This window comes from Enterobacter sp. HSTU-ASh6, from assembly GCF_026319105.1.
Lineage (GTDB): Bacteria > Pseudomonadota > Gammaproteobacteria > Enterobacterales > Enterobacteriaceae > Enterobacter > Enterobacter sichuanensis.
In genome coordinates this window covers 198,073-215,949 of the sequence record NZ_WSPD01000006.1, presented here as the reverse complement: position 1 = coordinate 215,949, position 17,877 = coordinate 198,073, and the positions used below count along the sequence as shown (strand labels likewise).

The window sequence follows — 17,877 nt, the reverse complement described above, 5'->3', positions numbered from 1 at the left end:
TTACCCGGCCTACGGTTCAGGTTTTTTAGGCCCGGTGGGCGATATTAAAGAGGCAGGCGCATGGCGCAGCGAGCGTCATACGCCAGACCGTGCTCTGCCTCTTCTTCCCTCTTCTGACGTAGCTCAGGCGTGAGTTCAGTGACGTATTCAAACCCCAGCCGCGCATAGAACGGCGCATTCCATGGCACCTCGCGAAACGTCGTCAACGTTAACGCTGTCAGCCCCATTTTGCGGGCATGGTCAGCCGCACAGGCGATGAGTTGTCGACCTATCCCTTTTCCCTGCCAGGCCCGATCAACCGAAAGCTCCACAATAAACAGCGACGACGCGTGCGCTTCGGTGAGGATAAACCCCACGGGGCGGTCGTTCACCAGCGCCAGCCAGCTGAACCCGCGTTCGGCATAGTCGAGGTGTTGCTCAGCGGTAATGACCTCGCCGTCAGCAAGCCAGGCGAATTCCGGGATGTCACGAAATCGTCCGGCCGCCGCGAGTTCAATAGTGGACAGGGCGGCCACATCGCCGGAGCGTGTGGGACGAACGGTAATGTGAAGGTCAACCATCAGCCTGCGGTTCTCACAATTTTGATCTCTACCATGCCAATCCCAATCTCACGCGGTGAGTGTCCAAGGATATTCCCCTCATTCGTCGACTGCGGGTCAGGTGGCACAATCACCAGGGTATTGCTGCGTGAGGGATTGTCAAAATGCAGCGTGTGTGTGGTCACGTCGTTTCCAAGCGTCAGCGTCTGCTCGCTATCGCCCACGCGGACCGGCACGGGCTTGTTGGCGTTGGGGCCGTACGCTCGGGCCGTGATCACCAGATCAAATTGTTCCGGCAGAGGATGGGTGTACTCAATTTTCACCTCGTTGCCCAGCTGCGCGTTCGACCAGCGCCCCCAGGACTCCGGACGGGAGATGCCGCTAAACTGCTTCACCTCTTCCGGCGCGCCGGCCACGTTAAAGATAAAGCTGTCCGCCTTGTAGCGAATATCGTTATCGACGATTTTCAGCATGTCGACGTTGCGTTGATAGCGCGCGGTATCAATCACCGCGTCTTTGAAAGCGGTTTTGCCTTTCCATACCGCTTTATCCACATGCTGAACGGTTTGCTCCCCGCCAAGCTGGCCCTGAGAGACGCACCAGTCGGTAGAGAGCGCCAGCGGCTGGGACCAGAGCTGGCCCATTTTGTAGCATCTGTCGACCCAGACAAAGTTATCGCGCGGGGCAAAATCGGCGAGCTGATAACGCAGCGGCGCGGAATATTCGCTCTCCGGCAGCGGCTCGACGCGACTCTCCGACACGCGTAACAGCAGCGGCAGGCGGAAATTGCTGCCCGAGAAGGCAATGGTGTTTTTATCGCGATCGATGGTGAAATCTTTCATCTCTTTCGGGAAGTTCCACAGGCGGATGATGTCTGGCTTCCAGGCGAGGATTTTCTCCTTCATGTTGAGGAACACTTCAGACAGGGATTGCCCCGACAGCGTGCTGCGGCCAAGGCCAATAAAGTTATCTCCGCCCAGAATGTCCAGCACGGTCGCCCCGTTATCCATGGAGTTGCGTTTGGTGGCGATCACCTCCTGCCGTGGCTGGTCGCCGCGCAGGACGAAGAACAGATTGCTGCGTTCCTGCTTGTTGAGCTGATCCCAGGCGCTATTTTTCATCGCCAGATGGTCAGACGAGACGACGATGACGGTGTTTTTAAACCAGGGCGAGGCTTTGATCTTCTCGACCAGCGCGGCGATGTGCTCCTGGCTACAGGTCACGGCGCTGAAGGAGGTGTTGTTTTTGCCATCGACATCATAGCGTTTGCGCTTACAGGTGCGTGAGACGAACCCATCCGGATGATGCGTATCCACCGTCAGTGCAAAGAGCGAGAAGCGTTTGCCCGCGCGGGAGAGTTCCTCGAATTTCTTCCAGGTTTCGTCCAGCACGGTATCGTCATAGAAGCCCCAGTCGTTACGGTAGCCCGGATCGGCCACCGTCGTTTTTAACTCTTCCGAGCCGTACAGGTGGTCAAAACCGTGGGATTTCAGGAACACATCTTTTCCGGCGAAGCGCAGGTTTGCCCCCTGCATAAAATAGTTTTCGTAGCCGGAGTTTTTCAGGATGTCGCCGAGGCAAATATTTTGGGGGAAGAACGTCGACATTGAGGCTGAGGCGTTCCCTTCAAAAGGGGCGAACAGCGGAATACCGCACTGGGAGGCGACCATCCCGGCGATGGTGTAATCCGTACCGGGTAACTGCATGGTGTGGCTGAAATCGAGGCCTTCGTTTTTCAGTGCGCCCAGGTCTGGCGTCAGGTTCGGGAAGGCGTCGTTATCAAAGTAGGTGCGCTCCAGGCTTTCACCGTAGATATAGACCAGATTGAGTTTCGGGTTGGCGATCGTTTTCGACGGTTCTTTGTAGTAGGCCACAAAATCCGGGTCGCCGTCGCGAGACTGGGATTTCACCAGCTCGGTGATCTGATGGAACGCCGGACTGGCGTCGACGGAGGCCAGCGCCAGGACTAACGCCAGCAGGCTGTAGCCATGGTGGTGCGGATGATGGCGACGTCGACGCAAGACCCAGGCAAGCGCGCCAAAAATCGTCACCAGCGCGACGACGAGGCCGAGCCCCGGAAGTATGTACTTACCTACGCCTGCGCCGGTCAGGCTGTTCGTCAGCGTGTAGAGCACCGCGTCGTTAATGCCGTCACCGGTAAAGTAATCGCTGGCGTATAAAGTAATGTTTAAAATAATAAAAATGCCAAGCACCACCAGCGTGGCGATAAACCACCAGGTGTTACGGCCGGCTTTCCAGGCATAGACGCCGACAGAAGCCAGAAAAAGGGCAAGGGACATTAATTCTGACAACAGCATATCCTCATGACGCCAGGTGCTTCGCTGGCTAACTGTTTATTTTTTAGGTCATACAATGTAATTGCGATGTCGTTTAGCTGCAATTTTAGTGTCACGAAAGTGTGCTGTTGTTAGGATTTGGTTTAGAAAATCGTTTTTATGAAGGGTGTCGCATCCTGACAAACGGACGCTCTGACGGTGGCTGGTAGGGAAAATGCTCGTTTAGCGCCGCGTTGCAAGACTATCGCATTAAACGCGGCGTGTTGTGGCAGAAAATGGGGCCGATCAGGAGATGAAATTAACGCCTTGTTTCAGCACCAGATCGCAGGCTTTGGTTTTCACCTCTTTTGCCAGTGACGAGTTGCCGAGAGTGCTCAGGTTAAGCTGCTGGCCGTTTTGCGCGTTAAGCAGACCCTGAATACCGTCCATATAGTTGGTATCCGCTTTCTGCTCCTGGGTATCCAGGCCCAGTTTACCCAGCACCTGGTTTTTTACGTTTTGCGCGTCGGTCACGGAGGCCAGTTTTTGCTTCGCGCAATATTCCAGAATCCCTGCCGCGTTGTTCATCGTGCCCGCGCTCAGGCTCTGGGCGCTGTTACCCAGCAGGCTGGTGAGGGAAGAGGCGGAGAGGCCGCCCTGAGAAGAGCTGCTCTCTTTGGTCAGCTGGTTTGCGGCGCTTGACAACGACTCCTGCCAGGACGCTGCCTGCGCTGCGCCGGTAACCAGCAGCGCGCCTAAAAAAGTGCTGATAACAATCTGTTTTTTCATATTGGCTTTCTCAAAAAGGTCCGTTTTGGGCCGGAAGGGGTTCCAGTATATACCTGCGCCCTGTCGGCGATTCCTGGAACTGTCTTAATACTCTTTGCCGGTGACGCGGCTGCGGTAACTTTCCCAGTCGAAGATGACATACAGACTGTTACCCAGCTTCATGCGGTCCATGACGCGTTCCCCCAGCAAGCGGGTCATCTCATCGATATTGTGGTTCGTTAACATGCCGGTGGGGCGCTTGGAGGAGGAGCGGCGATCGACAATCTGGTTGATGATCACCTTTTCATAACGGGATTCGGTCTGAACCCCGATCTCATCGATGACCAGCAAATCCACATTACTCAGATCGTTAAGCAGTTGCTCTTCGCTGGTTTCCCGGTTGCTGAAGGTGTCTTTCATCGCAGACATGATATCGGCCACGGTGATGATAAGGACCGACTTCCCGCGCAGAAGCAGTTCGTTGCAAATGGCGGCGGCCAGATGGTTTTTACCGGTGCCCGGCTTACCGCTGAAGATGAAGCTGGCGATATTGCCGTCGAATTCATCAACATACTGACGTGCGGCGGCGAGCGCGTTCATCTGCCCGTTGGTCTCGATTTTATAGTTATCAAACGAGCAATTCTGGTGCAGGGGACGAATACCGGAACGGTTGAAGGTGCGCTGCATTTTCATCGCCCGGTTTTCGCGGGCGAGGGCCGCGGCGCGGATCTTTCCCTGCTCTTTTTGCCACGCCAGCAGCTCTTCCCCCGTCGTGAAAGCGGGCTTTACGTTGGCAGGCATCATTTTTTGCAGTCGTTTCATCAGGTCGCCGACATTCTTCATTTCGCACCTCGGAATCCACTCGGGATCTGTTTATCCGGTTCGGAAAACGCGTTGATATCGCGTTTTGGCTGGCCATTGTTGCTGGCGCGGGTAATTTGCAGATGACGCGCGAGCTTTTGCTGCCACTGAATATGGGTGAAGACTTTACCTTCCGCCTGCCACCAGGCGGTAAATGCGGCGAGCTCTTCAGCGGTAGCCGGCTGGGTTAACGCAATGCCCCACAGCGCGGCCTGGCGCTGAAAATCTGCATCCGGTTGCCAGCCCGTGTAGAGGGCAAATTTTCCCATCGGAACGGTCACGGGCGCGTTAACCGGCTCATCGAAGAACTGGTTATCCAGCGTGATATCACTCGCCGGGCGTGACAATTGCGCTTCAGTTTCCAGGAGCTGTGCCAGACGTTCCGGTGTGATTGCGTAAAACGCCGGAGCGTTGTCGGCAAAAACCGCAACTGTGCCACCTTCGGCGTGGGTCAACACACCGCGTGGGTCGCGCATAAAGGCATCAATACCAGCAATGCTGGTGGTCAGGATTCTGGAGGACATAACGCTTTCTCTACTGAATGACTACGGGCGTGATATGGGCTTATGGTAGCACAGAGAGGAAGAGGGAATGGAGGGGGATTTCCCCGGCAGCGCTGCGCTTACCGGGGCTACAGTGGCAGGACTGATAAGCGCAGCGCCATCAGGCATTTATCACGCGATGATATTCAGGGTCACGTCGATGTTGCCGCGGGTCGCGTTAGAGTACGGGCATACAATGTGCGCGGCATCCACCAGCTTTTTGGCTTCAACTGGATCCATACCTTCAACATGGATGTTCAGCTTTGCTTCAATACCAAAGCCGGTTGGCAGTGGACCAATACCCACTTCACCTTCAATAAAGGCGTCTTTTGGCAGGGTAAATTTGTCGCGCGCGGCCACGAACTTCATCGCACCCAGGAAGCAGGCGGAGTAGCCCGCCGCAAACAGCTGCTCAGGGTTGGTGACGTCTCCGCCCATGCCGCCCATCTCTTTTGGCACACCCAGTTTGACATCCAGTACACCATCGGAAGAGGTCGCGCGGCCGTCACGGCCACCGGTTGCTTTTGCTTTGGCGGTATAAACAACTTTTTCTAAAGACATGGCAGGTTCCTCATCTTGCTTTAATGTGTGCTATTAAATAGCGTGCTATATATATGGTTAAATAAAGCCGCGTAAAGTATAGCCTTACGCGCGCTGAATATGTTGTCGCAAAAGCTCCAGCTGCTGCTTGAGCGACAGCAGGGTGTCGGTATCACACTGCGCTGCGCATCCCACCGCATGGGGGATTCCTGCAGCCTGTTGCTGAAGTTCACGTCCCGCGTCACTCAGGGTAACGGCGACCTGACGTTCATCCTGGCGCGAGCGCTGACGGTTTATCAGCCCGGCGCTTTCCAGACGTTTTAACAGCGGCGTCAGGGTGGCAGAATCCAGAAACAGCCGTTCACCGATGTCCGACACCGTGATGTCATCCTGCTCCCACAGCACCAGCATGACCAGGTATTGCGGGTAGGTCAGGTTCAGCGGTGCCAGCAGTTGCCGGTATAGCTTATTTAGCGCCAGGTTTGCCGAATAAAGGGCAAAGCAGAGCTGGTTATCCAGCCTGAGCGCAGCGGTTGCGTCGTGTGTTTTCGCGTTCATGAGATAACTATAGATAGTGCGCGATTTAATTGCAAGCAATTTTATGGGCAGGTATAACGCAGGGCCACCTGAACGGCCATTTTACGGTAGTGCTGGCGCTGCGCCTCTTCGTCTGCACCCTCTTCAAACAGCAGCGTAAAGGTGTAGCTGTTGGCAACGTAATGAAAGCTGAAACTGCTGATCAGACGATGCAGATCGCGCGCGTCAACCGTCTGGCTGAATAACTGTTTTTCTTTACCCCGGCGCAGGATCCCTTCCAGCAGATCGAGCGCGCTACGGTTGACCTGGCGAAGGTAACTCGACTGCTGCATAAAGCGGCCACGCTGCATGTTTTCCATGCAGATAATCCGGATGTAATCCGGGTGGTCGGCGTGGTAGTCAAAGGTGGCTTCCACCAGTTCGACCAGCGCTTCGACCGGTGACATGTCTGCGAGGCTAAGCGCTTTTTCACTGGCGCGGATCTGGGTGTAAACATATTCCAGTACGAGGAGATACAGGTTTTCTTTGTTCTTAAAATGGTAAACCACCATCCGCTTGGTGGTGCCTGCTTTCTCTGCGATCTGCTCCATGCGGGCGCCGTTCAACCCATATTCGGCAAAAAGCGCGATAGCGCTCTGAAAAATTTTCTCTTTCAGGCTGGATTCTTCAGGGAGTTCGCTGCCAGGGTTAGCCACATCCTTTCCTTATGTTCACCAAACGGACCAGAAAGATTATCTCCATGGCAGCGGGATAACACAAATATCAAACGCGTGGCCGTTTACGGTAGAGCCAGAGTCCGGGGATCGACAATCCGATAGAGAGCGCGCCGACAATGGATGAGGCCTTAAGAAAGTTGCTGAGAAGAAGGATCATCTGCGGTTCGGTGTAGCCAAAATGGCTGATTTTCACCGCCGAAATCATCGCCGTATAGGCCGAAATACCGGGGAACATCGGGATCACGGCGGCGACGGTGAAGACTTTCGGATGCGCCAGATACCAGCGCGACCACTGGATACCGATGCTGCCGACCAGCATAGAGGCCATAAAGGTCGACCATTCGATGTTAAAACCCGCCGTCATCATCACCATGCGCGATCCATGACCGATGGCGCCCAGCAGTGCACACCATGGCAGAGCGCGTTGCGGAACGTTAAATACCATCGCAAAGCCGACGGCAGGAATGGCGGCCAGGGCCATATCCTCAGCCAGCGCCAGCAGAAAATCTATCACGCCCATCCGCGTAACCCCCAGAGTGTCATGGCCATGACCACGCCGATGCAGGTCGCCAGGGTCAGCAGACTGGCGATAGCCCAGCGTGCCAGGCCAGTATTGATATGCCCTTTAAACATGTCGGCGACGGCGTTAATCAACGGGAAGCCCGGTACCAGCAGAAGGACACTGGCGGCCATGGCGATCGTCGGGGTGCTGGCAAATTGCGGCAGACGCAGGAGCAGGCCAGACACCGTGGTGGCGACAAATGCGGTAATGCAGAAGTTAATTTGCGGGTGTAGCTGCCGGTGTGTCAGCAGCTGGCGAACATACATGGCGATACTGCTGGCAAAAAAGGTGACGATCGCCCCATCCCAGCCGCCTTTATTGAGCTTACAAAAGCAGGCGCATGAGAGCCCCACCATCAATACGACCAGCCAGCGTGGATAACGTAATGGCTTAATCTGGTTGAACCGTTTTTCTATCTCATTGAGATCGAGAAGCTTATGTTCAGCAAGAATGACGATATGTTGCACTTCGGTCACGACGTGCATGTTAATGCCACGGTCATGATTTTTGCGGGTGGAGGTCAGGCATTGACCGTCTTTGATGGTGGTCAGCACAATGGCGTTGGATGAGATGGCGCTTTCTACGCTGTCCATACCCAAAGCCAGCCCCAGCCGGGTTGACAGCTCCTCAACCAGCGCGCTTTCCGCGCCGTGCTGGAGCAAAAAAAGACCGCACTTTATACAGAGCCGCGTGATAGCACGCTGCGTTGACCGATCTGCCTGCATGTATTGTCCCGAAGATGATGGAGAGTTGCCATTTAGCTCACGATGATTACTTTTAGCACAAAGTGCAGTGTCTCTTGCTGTGGGTCAGATCAAGGTTTATGCAAACAGTGGCAACCCGTGTCGCAGAAGGGCGGGGGGATTAATCTATTAATGCAGTGAATTCTTTATATAGAGATATAAAATATTTGTATTAAGTTATTCTAATTTTATATTGTCATTATTTTAATGGGTTCGGAATTAAATTTATTTGCGCTTTGTGAGATATTACCGTTGTTTTAGGCATTTCCTAAACTAAAAAACATATCTCATCTTCTGCTTGTATTAATCGGTTTTATACTCAGGGACGAAAATAGTGATAGAACGATGTGTTTTGACGTTACACATTCTATGAAAAATGGACACGGAGGGTCTATGTTGTCATTGCATGGTAAGCATGGCGTGGTTATTAGCCGGATACCCGTCATGCAAAATGGGTTAGGGGGCGTGATGTCACGTCATTTCCCTGATGTTGAATTGACGTATTGCCGCTCACTGCAGGAGTTAACCCTGCTTCAGCTACGCCGCGCAGATGTCATTATTGCCGATATTTCAGGTGAATACAGGAATCCTCGGGGTACGCTCGAAGAGTATTACGCATTATTGAATCAATATCGGGAAATTCACTGGATCTTTTTAGTTTCGCGCCCGCTATATCCTGTTGCCGTTGAGCTACTGATGCGGCCAGAAAGCACGTTGCTTTCTGAAATGGAGCCGATTGAAGGCGTGGTGGCGGCTATTCGGGCTGGTCGCGAGCGGGCGGAGCGGATAAGCCAGACGTTATTAACCCCGGAACCTCAGGGAGTGGAAGAGGAAGACGAGTCATTTATCGCGCTCACCCACTCCGAACGCAAGGTATTACGGCTGTTAGGTAAGGGATGGGGTATTAACCAAATCGCCACGTTGCTCAAGAAGAGCAATAAAACGATTAGTGCCCAAAAAAACAGTGCGATGCGACGGCTCTCCTTACGAAGTAATGCCGATATGTACGCCTGGATCAACAGTACGCAGGGAATGAGAGAGCTGAGTTTAATGTCAGCCTATGGAGAGTTCGAGGAATGGAAAAAACCGATTCACCAAGACATATCGCCGTCATCGAAAATTGCACGATGAGTGCTATTGGGCTAAAGAATCTTTTTACTCTGTCCACGCTGAACCATTATCAGCTGCATCTGTTCAGTGAATTTGACAGCTTTAAGAAGGCGCTTCATCAGGTCAATTTTTTCTCGCTCATCTATTCACTTTCCGATGCGCGAGAGGAACGGCGTAACTGCCTGGCACATCTGCGGGACCTCGCGTTCACGCATAGCCATATCCAGCGCATTATCCTGGTCTCTGATGTGACAGAGGCTCGGTTAATTAGCCATCTTTCGCCGTCACGTCTTCACGGCGTGGTCAGTAAGTCAATGACGCTTGAGCAGTTGCAGAACGAATTCGTGGTGTTGTTAAGTGAAACGCTGCGCATCAATGACAATATGCTCAATCACTGGTACCACAGTCAAAACAGGATGTTAAGCCCAACGGAAAGGGCAATTCTGCGTTACATGTCTTGCGGTTATTCCATTCCTGAAATCGCGGCTGAGCTTGAACGCAATATTAAGACCATCCGGGCGCACAAGTTTAATGCGATGGTGAAGCTGGGGGTGAATTCTGACGTAGGGCTACTCGATGCGGCGGATATTCTTACCCATCTTCCGGCAAGGGATCCGCAAAGTTTGGCCCTCAGCAAGGCCACATTTTTATAATCCGTCTTATACGCGCCAGATGGGCTCTGGCGCTTCGGTCAGATGCAGACATCAACCCATTTTGCGGAAGTCAGCTCTGCCATTCTGTCAGGTGAAATACGCACAGCACTGTGGATGGCGCCTGCGGCTGGCAGCACTTCAGCATACTGCTTTAAAGAGACATCGCAGTAGACTGCGAGTGGATTTTCCAGTCCGAACGGACACACACCGCCAACCGGATGACCGGTAATGGTAACCACTTCATCACTGCTGAGCATGCGCGCTTTCGCACCAAAGGTGTCTTTCAGTTTTTTGTTATCCAGACGCGCATCGCCTTTCGCCACCACCAGAATCACTTCATTCTTCACCTTCAGTGACAGGGTTTTGGCGATCTGTCCCGGCTCAACACGATGGGCGGCAGCAGCCAACGCAACGGTAGCAGTACTCTGGCTAAGCTCGATGATGTCTATATCCGGCGCGTTGTCGGCAAAAAACTGCTGTACAGACTGCAAACTCATTGTTTCCTCCTGACAAATATCCTGCGTAATCTGTCATAAGAAATTATGCTCTGTAAATATCTCTTAAGTAACAAAGATCCCGGACGGCAAAATTCTGGATCCCCTTCACAATCACGGAAACCGGTTACAGTAACCGGTTGCAGAGCGTGATGCGTAGATTAATACTGAGTACGTAACGTCCCCTGTATCCAATAATAAGAGCAAATTATGAAACCATTTCGTCTGAGCAGTACCGCGGGTACACAAGCCAGCAAGGTTGTGAAGCTAATTTATGGAACAACGTACGGCGCGAATGCGCCTGTAATAAACGTCTGACAGGAGATCTGCCATGTCTGCCAACCATGCTGCGTTTAACCTGATATTCCGTTTCGTTGAAAATTACGTCAGCCCGATTGCCGGGCGGATCTCTTCCCAGCGTCATGTTATGGCTATCCGCGATGGGTTTATCTCCGCGATGCCATTTATGATTGTGGGTTCATTTTTATTAGTGTTCGCTTACCCTCCATTTTCGCCGGATACCACCTGGGGCTTCGCACGCGCCTGGCTGGATATGGCGAAGCAATTTGAAGGCCAGATCCTGACGCCGTTTGATATGACGATGGGTATTATGTCCATCTATATTTGTGCGGCCATTGCCTACAACCTGGGTAAACACTACGTCAAATCACATCAGCTGGATCCGTTTATGTGCGCCATGCTGTCGCTGATGGCGTTTCTGCTTGTTGCGGCACCGAAAACCAAAGGCACGCTGCCCGTCGACAGCCTGGGTGGGACAGGGATTTTTACGGCGATTCTGGTGGCCATTTACTGCGTTGAGATGATGCGTTTCCTTAAAGCGCATAACATCGGTATTCGTCTTCCGGACCAGGTTCCACCGATGATCAAAAACTCTTTTGATCTGTTGATCCCGGTGCTGGTGGTAGTATTGACGCTCTATCCGCTCAGCCTGGTGATTCAGTCACAGTTTGGCATGCTGATCCCGCAGGCGATTATGTCGGTCTTTAAACCGCTGGTTTCCGCGGCGGATTCGCTGCCTGCCATTCTGCTGGCCGTGCTAATTGGCCATCTGCTGTGGTTCGCCGGGATCCACGGGGCCGCTATCGTCTCCGGGATGCTGCAGATGTTCTGGCTGACTAACCTTGGCGCAAACCAGACCGCGCTGGCCGCCGGTCAGCCTCTGCCGCATATTTTCATGGAAGCGTTCTGGACGTTCTTTATCGTGATTGGCGGGTCGGGCGCCACAATGGGACTGGTGATTTGCTATCTGCGCAGCCGTTCCGCTCATTTACGCTCTATCGGGCGTTTAAGTGTGGTGCCCAGCTTCTTTAACATCAACGAACCGGTCATTTTCGGTACGCCGATCGTGATGAACCCGGTGTTCTTTATCCCCTTCCTGCTGGCACCGATGGTCAACGCTGTGCTGGCCTGGGCGGCAATGACCTTTGATCTGATTGGCCGTGTCATCTCCGTGGTACCCTGGACGGCACCGGCGCCGATAGGCGCAGCGTGGGCCCTGGGATGGGATTTCCGCGCGGCGATCCTGGTTGTGGTTCTGGCCTGCGTATCGGCAATCATCTACTTCCCGTTCTTCAAAGTTTACGAGAAACAGCTGCTGGAGCAGGAAGCGGAAGAAGCGCAGCGTAACGCGGAAGAGGATAATCAGCAGGTGGCCTAGGTAAAAGCAAAACGGCAACGCAGGTTGCCGTTTTTAGTGTTTGTTCCCTCTCCCCGTGGGAGAGGGTTAGGGTGAAGGCATCAGGCTGAGCCCGACTATTTCAGCGTGCAATCCCCGCACTGCTTAACGTCCGGCAGGCGATAGCGCTGGCAGCAGGTGCGGCGCACCAGAAGCCCATCACGAAGGACAACGGTACGGAATAACGGGTTGTCTCGGCCGTCGGAAAGCTGTTTTGCAAAGAAACAGGACTGACGCAGAGCATCAACACTCTCCTCACCAAGCAGCGGCTTCATTTCCGTGAGATACCAGTGGATTAAATAGCCGGTATTGCTCCAGATAAGCTTCCCGTTAATCTCTCCCGTGGCTTCCAGCGCATCCACGACCGGGATCAGCGCCCGTGTGATCAACAGCTCCATACGTTCCCGGGCAGTCAGTCGCTCTGCGCTCTGGTCTTCGTGAAGATCAATCCAGAAACAGGCCGCGCGTCCGGTTTCGTGAAACTCGACGTGGAAATGCTCAGGTGAGAGTTCCAGCATACTCTTCTGGGTTAATAGCGCCAGCATCAGCGGAGGCACCATCAGTCCGATATACCATTGCGCCCAGAGGGAGAGCAGGGGCTTATTTTCCCGCGTCATGGCAGGCTGATTGCGATAAATATGGTCGGAATAGGTGGCCAGCAGCGATTGCAGTTTTGCCGGTTGACGCCACTCTGCGAGCGTCATGGCGTGATGCGGGTGCGCTTCATCAAGCCGGATAAAGTCCAGCAGGTGGGCGCGCGTTTTGGCAATCTTATCCCGTATGGCATCCGCAAGCGAACCATTCCCGCTGGTGAGGGGGGCTCGCCAGAGGAGGGGCTCGACAATATGTGCGGTATGCGTGGCCATAGTTTGGATAGAAATCTAAATGATAATGATTGCCAATCCTAACTATTGCTCATACCAATGGCAAGACTTTTGTCCTGGTGACGTTGCCGTCGTGTTTACGCCGTCTGCAACTCTTCACTCAACAGAATATTGTTGCGCCCCATATGCTTGGCTTCGTAGAGCGCTTTATCCGCTTTTTCCAGCGCGCCTTCTACGTCGTCATTCTCGAAAATGGCGATACCAATGCTGATGGTGACATTTGTCGCGACGCTTTCGTTAAACAAATGCGGGATTTTCAAATCGTAAACTTTCTGACGGATCCGCTCTGCAGTCTGGCGGGCATGCTCAAGGGAAATATTGGTCAGCAGCACCATAAATTCTTCCCCACCAAAACGCGCCACAATATCGCGAGAACGTACGGCATCGCGGATGGCGGCAGAGACACGTTTCAGTGCCTGGTCGCCCATCATATGACCATAGTGGTCGTTATAGGCTTTGAAGTGATCGATATCCATCAGCAGGACAAAGTGCTCGCCATTTTCTACCGTCGGCAGGTTTTCCAGACGGCTTTGCAGACCGCGACGATTATAGAGTCCGGTAAGAGGATCCATCATGCTCAGGTCGGTCAGGGTCTCTCGTTCTTCCAGCAAGCGAGAGAGCAACTCCTGCGCGAAACGATCGTTACGTCGTTGCAAAATGTTATGAATGGCAATTGCCACGACAGGAAGTGCGAAAGAGTAGGACATTCTCAGCCATATATCGTGTTCACTTAGCCACAAGCAGACAATAAACGCGGGCAGTGAGTGCAGGGTAAATGCTTTGATATTACTGGCGAATGCCAGCGTCCCGATAAAAAGCACGGTTAACAGGGCGATTAACAAATAGGTCGTTTGGTCGTGGGTAATTAAGGCGAATTTGGAGGCAATTTGCCAGGCCCACAAAATACCGAAGATCGCTGAAACGACAGGAATATTTATCTTCCGCGCTCTCTTTCTCCAGTGCCAGACGAACAGACCGGTACTGATAGAGAAAATAGCAATCAGAGGGGCAGATAACACGCGTACCGAATTGAGCGGATTTGTTACCGAGAACACTGCAGAGGTTGCGTTCAGAAATAAAAATAAACGTAACGATAATTGATATTTTCTGTGAACCAAAGACCGCCAGGATTGTGATGTCATAGTCGTGTGTTTTTATTAAAATTTAATTAAAACAAATAAGTAGGTGTTGTTTCGCAATAAAATATGCAAAAAACTCAAAGAGTAATTATCAGAAAATCTTTAGATGTTGTTAACAGGTGCGCAATTTATCACCTTAGGCAATTCCTGTCATTACGGGAAAGGTAAAGGTCGGTGGTTTTTAATTCATTCAGCTGACAAATGATAATCTTTATCATATGATATTGGTTATCATTACCATTGTAAGAGGTGGAACCATGCTGCACAGGGCGCTGGGAAGTGGTTGGGGGGTATTGCTACCGGGAGCCGTTCTCGGCGGGTTGATGTTTGCCGATCTCTCCCTTGCTGTCTGGAAAGCCGTTATCGTGGCAGCACTATTAGTCACGTCAGCGATGATTTGGCACAAGCAACTGCGCCACTTTGTGTTACTGCCATCCTGTGTCGCACTGGTCAGTGCAATGCTGGTGATACTGATGAGTCTGAAATAACAGGGAGAAGAGAACACTCAGAAGGGGTGTAAGATAATTGGTGCGAGGGGGGGGACTCGAACCCCCACATCCGTAAGGACACTAACACCTGAAGCTAGCGCGTCTACCAATTCCGCCACCTTCGCACAGTCATCTTACTGGTTTGATATCGCCTCGTTGGTGCGAGGGGGGGGACTCGAACCCCCACATCCGTAAGGACACTAACACCTGAAGCTAGCGCGTCTACCAATTCCGCCACCTTCGCCCAGTGCGAGCAATATCATTGTGATTTATGGTGCGAGGGGGGGGACTCGAACCCCCACATCCGTAAGGACACTAACACCTGAAGCTAGCGCGTCTACCAATTCCGCCACCTTCGCCCAGTGCGAGCAATATCATTGTGATTTATGGTGCGAGGGGGGGGACTCGAACCCCCACATCCGTAAGGACACTAACACCTGAAGCTAGCGCGTCTACCAATTCCGCCACCTTCGCATACCATCGATACTGTAAAAGTATCGTAACCACGGAGGCGCATTCTAGATGTTTTCAGCTTTACGTCAACAGAAAAGTGCGCGTGATGCCTTGATTGATGCAAAAATGGCCGATAGGCGCGTCGTGTATAGCCGGATGGCGCTTTCGCTTATCCGGCCAGGAGGGGCGGTGATTACTTTTTGGCCTGACGGGTCATCACGGTGCGGTAGACTTTAAAACGTCCCGTCTGGGCGATGACTTCGTGGAAGCCGAAGGTTTCATCCAGCACTTTCGGGTATGCCAGGAAGGCATTCGCGACGATGCGCAATTCACCGCCGCTGTTGAGATGGCGGACTGCGCCACGGATTAGCGTTTGCGCGGCTTCGAGGCTGGTCTCCATGCCGTCGTGGAACGGTGGATTAGAGATGATCATATCAAAACGACCGGTGACATCAGAAAAGACGTTACTGGCAATCACGTCGCCTTCAATACCGTTAGCGGCAAGCGTTGCGCGGCTGGCCTCTACCGCCGGTGCGCTGACGTCACACAGGGTTAAACGGACTTTTGGTGAATGGCTGGCGAGTACGGTTGCCAGCACGCCCGCACCGCAGCCGACATCCAGCACTTTGCCTTTGGTATGCGGCGTGAGGGTGGAAAGCAGCAGCTTGCTGCCCGCATCCAGGGCGTCACGGCTGAACACGCCCGGCAGGGTTTTAATGGTCAAACCGTCAAGCGTATATTCGTCCCAGAATGTCGCGGCATCAAATGTTGCCTGTTTTTCCAGACGGCCATGGTACAGGCCACAGCGGCGGGCGCTGTCGACTTTATTCAGCGGGGCATACTCTTCCAGCATCTGCTCTGCGCTTCTCACGCCGCTGCGGTTCTCACCGACGACGAAAATATCGCAGCCGACCGGCAGCAGGGAGAGCAGGTTCATCAGCTGGAACTGGGCTTCCGGTTTGTTCTTCGGCCAGTAGTAGATCAGCGTATCGCAGTCGGCGATATCGCTCTGCTCTGCCACCAGGCTAAAGCGTGCGCGCTCACCCATCTGGCGGCTCAGCACCTGCCAGTGATGGTAATATTGGGTATGGGCACGGCTTTCAGCACAGTCGAAACGCGCAGGCAGGTCATCCTGCATATCTCCGGCAAACAGAATACGGCTTTCTTCGAAATCATCACTGTGACGCAGCAAGACTTCACTTGCCGGGGTAAATGCAGACATGAATTGTTCCTCAATAAACTCAGGCGGGGATTATAGTAGGTAGATGGCGCAGTTTCGACACATTTGCTATATTTGCGCGCCTGAGAGACAGGAGTTTTCCCTATGACATCCCGACGAGACTGGCAGTTGCAGCAGCTGGGCATTACCCAGTGGGCTTTGCGTCGCCCGACGGCGTTGCAGGGCGAAATCGCCATCTCCATCCCGGCGCACGTTCGCCTGGTGATGGTGGCGGAAGAACTGCCTGCCCTGAATGAACCCCTGATCGGTGATGTCCTTCGCAGCCTGAAGCTGACGGCCGACCAGGTTTTACAGCTGACGCCAGAGCGGGTCGCTATGCTGCCTCCTGACAGCCGCTGTAACAGCTGGCGTATTGGAGAGGCAAATGCGATCCCGCTCCAGGGAAGCCAGATCTGCACGCCAGCGCTGGACGAACTGAAAGCCAACCCAAAAGCGCGAAGCGCGCTATGGCAACAAATCTGCGAATATGAACACGATTTCTTCCCTCACGACGCCTGACCTGACCACAGCGTTTGCGATTGAAACACGCGCCCATGCGTTTCCGTGGAGCGAAAAAACCTTCGCCAGTAATCAGGGCGAACGGTATCTCAACTACCGCCTGGATGTTGACGGCACCATGGCCGCCTTCGCGATTACGCAGGTTGTTCTGGATGAGGCGACGCTGTTTAATATCGCGGTTGATCCTGCGTTTCAGCGCCGTGGGCTGGGAAGAGAACTGCTTACGCACCTCATCCGTGAGCTTGAAACCCGTGACGTTTTCACCCTGTGGCTGGAGGTGCGCGCGTCGAATGTCGCCGCCATCGCGCTCTATGAAAGCTTAGGCTTTAACGAGGCGACAATCCGCCGTAACTACTACCCCACCGCAGAGGGACGTGAAGACGCCATTATTATGGCTCTGCCGATTGGATAACGAAAATAAGGTTGTAACGATGAAATGGGACTGGATTTTCTTTGACGCCGACGAAACGCTGTTTACGTTCGATTCGTTCGGGGGTCTACAGCGGATGTTTCTCGACTATAGCGTGACCTTCACCGCTGAGGATTTTCAGGACTATCAGGCGGTCAACAAACCGCTGTGGGTGGATTACCAGAACGGTGCCATCACCGCGTTACAGCTTCAGCACCAGCGCTTTGACGTCTGGGCGGAACGCTTAAATGTCAGTCCGGGAACGCTGAACGAGGCCTTCCTGAACGCCATGGCCGATATCTGTGCGCCGCTGCCGGGGGCCGTGTCGTTGTTGAATGCACTGAAAGGCAAATTAAAACTGGGGATCATCACCAACGGTTTTACCGCCCTGCAGCAGATCCGCCTTGAGCGTACCGGCCTGCGCGATCATTTCGACGCGCTGGTGATCTCGGAAGAGGTCGGCGTGCCGAAACCGGATCCGCGTATTTTCGATTATGCGCTGGCGCAGGCCGGCAACCCTGACCGCGATCGCGTCCTGATGGTGGGTGACACCGCAGAGTCAGATATTCTGGGCGGCATGAATGCCGGTCTGTCGACCGTCTGGCTTAACGCGCATGGCCGCGTGAAGCCTGAGGGCATCGAGCCGACCTGGACCGTGACGTCGTTGAACGAACTGGAGCAACTCCTGTGTAAACAATGATTGCCTGCCCCCTGTTGATGGGTAAAATA

21 protein-coding genes and 4 tRNA genes are annotated in these 17,877 nt (G+C 53.4%); 7 read left to right on the top strand and 18 right to left on the bottom strand.

Going from position 1 to position 17,877, the window contains the following annotated elements:
- Positions 1–44 precede the first annotated feature (44 nt).
- The 10 genes from GM298_RS09780 to GM298_RS09735 form a co-directional block, all read right to left on the bottom strand.
- Positions 45–560, bottom strand: coding sequence for a GNAT family N-acetyltransferase (locus tag GM298_RS09780; protein ID WP_266154022.1), 516 nt, complete (start codon positions 558–560; stop codon positions 45–47).
- Positions 560–2,851 carry a phosphatidylglycerol--membrane-oligosaccharide glycerophosphotransferase gene (opgB, locus tag GM298_RS09775; protein ID WP_266154021.1) on the bottom strand — a complete coding sequence of 764 codons (2,292 nt, stop codon included), beginning with the start codon at positions 2,849–2,851 and terminating at the stop codon, positions 560–562. Before opgB ends, GM298_RS09780 begins: the two co-directional genes overlap by 1 nt.
- 270 nt (positions 2,852–3,121) lie before the next feature.
- Positions 3,122–3,604, bottom strand: coding sequence for a DUF2501 domain-containing protein (locus GM298_RS09770; protein WP_025757456.1), 483 nt, complete (start codon positions 3,602–3,604; stop codon positions 3,122–3,124).
- Positions 3,605–3,688: 84 nt separating this feature from the next.
- A complete protein-coding gene (dnaC, locus tag GM298_RS09765) occupies positions 3,689–4,426 on the bottom strand; it encodes a DNA replication protein DnaC (protein ID WP_014168503.1) in 738 nt (245 codons plus the stop codon).
- On the bottom strand, positions 4,423–4,968 hold the full coding sequence (gene dnaT, locus GM298_RS09760; protein WP_266154020.1) for a primosomal protein DnaT: 546 nt from the start codon (positions 4,966–4,968) through the stop codon (positions 4,423–4,425). Before dnaT ends, dnaC begins: the two co-directional genes overlap by 4 nt.
- Before the next feature lie 150 nt (positions 4,969–5,118).
- Positions 5,119–5,547 (bottom strand): organic hydroperoxide resistance protein, encoded by a 429-nt coding sequence (locus GM298_RS09755; protein WP_266154019.1) that lies wholly within the window; start codon positions 5,545–5,547, stop codon positions 5,119–5,121.
- An 84-nt stretch (positions 5,548–5,631) separates the two neighbouring features.
- Positions 5,632–6,084 carry a MarR family winged helix-turn-helix transcriptional regulator gene (locus GM298_RS09750; protein ID WP_045286455.1) on the bottom strand — a complete coding sequence of 151 codons (453 nt, stop codon included), beginning with the start codon at positions 6,082–6,084 and terminating at the stop codon, positions 5,632–5,634.
- Positions 6,085–6,125: 41 nt separating this feature from the next.
- The gene (locus GM298_RS09745; protein WP_095451968.1) at positions 6,126–6,758 is read right to left on the bottom strand and encodes a TetR family transcriptional regulator; all 633 of its coding nucleotides are present in this window, start codon (positions 6,756–6,758) and stop codon (positions 6,126–6,128) included.
- A gap of 67 nt (positions 6,759–6,825) precedes the next feature.
- A complete protein-coding gene (locus GM298_RS09740) occupies positions 6,826–7,299 on the bottom strand; it encodes a threonine/serine exporter (protein WP_045286457.1) in 474 nt (157 codons plus the stop codon).
- Positions 7,290–8,066: a threonine/serine ThrE exporter family protein gene (locus GM298_RS09735; RefSeq protein ID WP_025757466.1), complete on the bottom strand. Its 777-nt coding sequence runs from the start codon at positions 8,064–8,066 to the stop codon at positions 7,290–7,292. Before GM298_RS09735 ends, GM298_RS09740 begins: the two co-directional genes overlap by 10 nt.
- A gap of 411 nt (positions 8,067–8,477) precedes the next feature.
- Here GM298_RS09735 and GM298_RS09730 point away from each other — a divergent pair, with 411 nt between their 5' ends.
- Together GM298_RS09730 and bglJ are read left to right on the top strand one after the other, a co-directional pair.
- Positions 8,478–9,215 carry a helix-turn-helix transcriptional regulator gene (locus tag GM298_RS09730; RefSeq protein ID WP_025757468.1) on the top strand — a complete coding sequence of 246 codons (738 nt, stop codon included), beginning with the start codon at positions 8,478–8,480 and terminating at the stop codon, positions 9,213–9,215.
- Positions 9,212–9,847 (top strand): DNA-binding transcriptional activator BglJ, encoded by a 636-nt coding sequence (bglJ, locus tag GM298_RS09725; RefSeq protein WP_025757469.1) that lies wholly within the window; start codon positions 9,212–9,214, stop codon positions 9,845–9,847. The genes GM298_RS09730 and bglJ overlap by 4 nt, the downstream gene beginning before the upstream one ends.
- A gap of 38 nt (positions 9,848–9,885) precedes the next feature.
- Here the strand turns inward: bglJ and GM298_RS09720 are convergent, their stop codons facing one another.
- A complete protein-coding gene (locus GM298_RS09720; RefSeq protein ID WP_025757470.1) occupies positions 9,886–10,344 on the bottom strand; it encodes a YbaK/EbsC family protein in 459 nt (152 codons plus the stop codon).
- Between the two features lie 328 nt (positions 10,345–10,672).
- On the opposite strand from GM298_RS09720, the gene GM298_RS09715 reads away from it, so the two are divergent.
- Entirely contained in the window at positions 10,673–12,019 is a 1,347-nt protein-coding gene (locus GM298_RS09715) for a PTS sugar transporter subunit IIC (RefSeq protein WP_045284849.1), read from the top strand.
- 95 nt (positions 12,020–12,114) lie between these two features.
- Here the strand turns inward: GM298_RS09715 and fhuF are convergent, their stop codons facing one another.
- Together fhuF and GM298_RS09705 are read right to left on the bottom strand one after the other, a co-directional pair.
- On the bottom strand, positions 12,115–12,903 hold the full coding sequence (gene fhuF, locus GM298_RS09710; RefSeq protein ID WP_025757472.1) for a siderophore-iron reductase FhuF: 789 nt from the start codon (positions 12,901–12,903) through the stop codon (positions 12,115–12,117).
- Between the two features lie 95 nt (positions 12,904–12,998).
- Entirely contained in the window at positions 12,999–14,063 is a 1,065-nt protein-coding gene (locus tag GM298_RS09705; RefSeq protein WP_025757474.1) for a GGDEF domain-containing protein, read from the bottom strand.
- A gap of 215 nt (positions 14,064–14,278) precedes the next feature.
- Here GM298_RS09705 and GM298_RS09700 point away from each other — a divergent pair, with 215 nt between their 5' ends.
- Positions 14,279–14,548, top strand: coding sequence for a DUF1435 domain-containing protein (locus tag GM298_RS09700; RefSeq protein WP_266154018.1), 270 nt, complete (start codon positions 14,279–14,281; stop codon positions 14,546–14,548).
- Between the two features lie 38 nt (positions 14,549–14,586).
- Here GM298_RS09700 and GM298_RS09695 read toward each other — a convergent pair.
- The 5 genes from GM298_RS09695 to rsmC form a co-directional block, all read right to left on the bottom strand.
- Positions 14,587–14,673: transfer RNA gene (locus GM298_RS09695), tRNA-Leu, on the bottom strand.
- Positions 14,674–14,705: 32 nt separating this feature from the next.
- Positions 14,706–14,792, bottom strand: a tRNA-Leu gene (locus GM298_RS09690).
- Positions 14,793–14,820: 28 nt separating this feature from the next.
- Positions 14,821–14,907, bottom strand: a tRNA-Leu gene (locus tag GM298_RS09685).
- 28 nt (positions 14,908–14,935) lie between these two features.
- Positions 14,936–15,022: transfer RNA gene (locus GM298_RS09680), tRNA-Leu, on the bottom strand.
- Between the two features lie 172 nt (positions 15,023–15,194).
- Positions 15,195–16,223, bottom strand: a complete 1,029-nt coding sequence (rsmC, locus tag GM298_RS09675; RefSeq protein ID WP_025757477.1) for a 16S rRNA (guanine(1207)-N(2))-methyltransferase RsmC — start codon at positions 16,221–16,223, stop codon at positions 15,195–15,197.
- Positions 16,224–16,325: 102 nt separating this feature from the next.
- On the opposite strand from rsmC, the gene GM298_RS09670 reads away from it, so the two are divergent.
- From GM298_RS09670 to yjjG, 3 genes are read left to right on the top strand one after another with little or no spacing between them, the layout of a single operon-like run.
- Entirely contained in the window at positions 16,326–16,739 is a 414-nt protein-coding gene (locus GM298_RS09670; protein ID WP_025757479.1) for a DNA polymerase III subunit psi, read from the top strand.
- Complete coding sequence (gene rimI / locus GM298_RS09665; protein ID WP_025757481.1) at positions 16,708–17,151, top strand: ribosomal protein S18-alanine N-acetyltransferase; 444 nt, start codon at positions 16,708–16,710, stop codon at positions 17,149–17,151. The genes GM298_RS09670 and rimI overlap by 32 nt, the downstream gene beginning before the upstream one ends.
- Before the next feature lie 19 nt (positions 17,152–17,170).
- Positions 17,171–17,848 carry a pyrimidine 5'-nucleotidase gene (yjjG, locus tag GM298_RS09660; protein WP_266154017.1) on the top strand — a complete coding sequence of 226 codons (678 nt, stop codon included), beginning with the start codon at positions 17,171–17,173 and terminating at the stop codon, positions 17,846–17,848.
- Positions 17,849–17,877 lie beyond the last annotated feature (29 nt).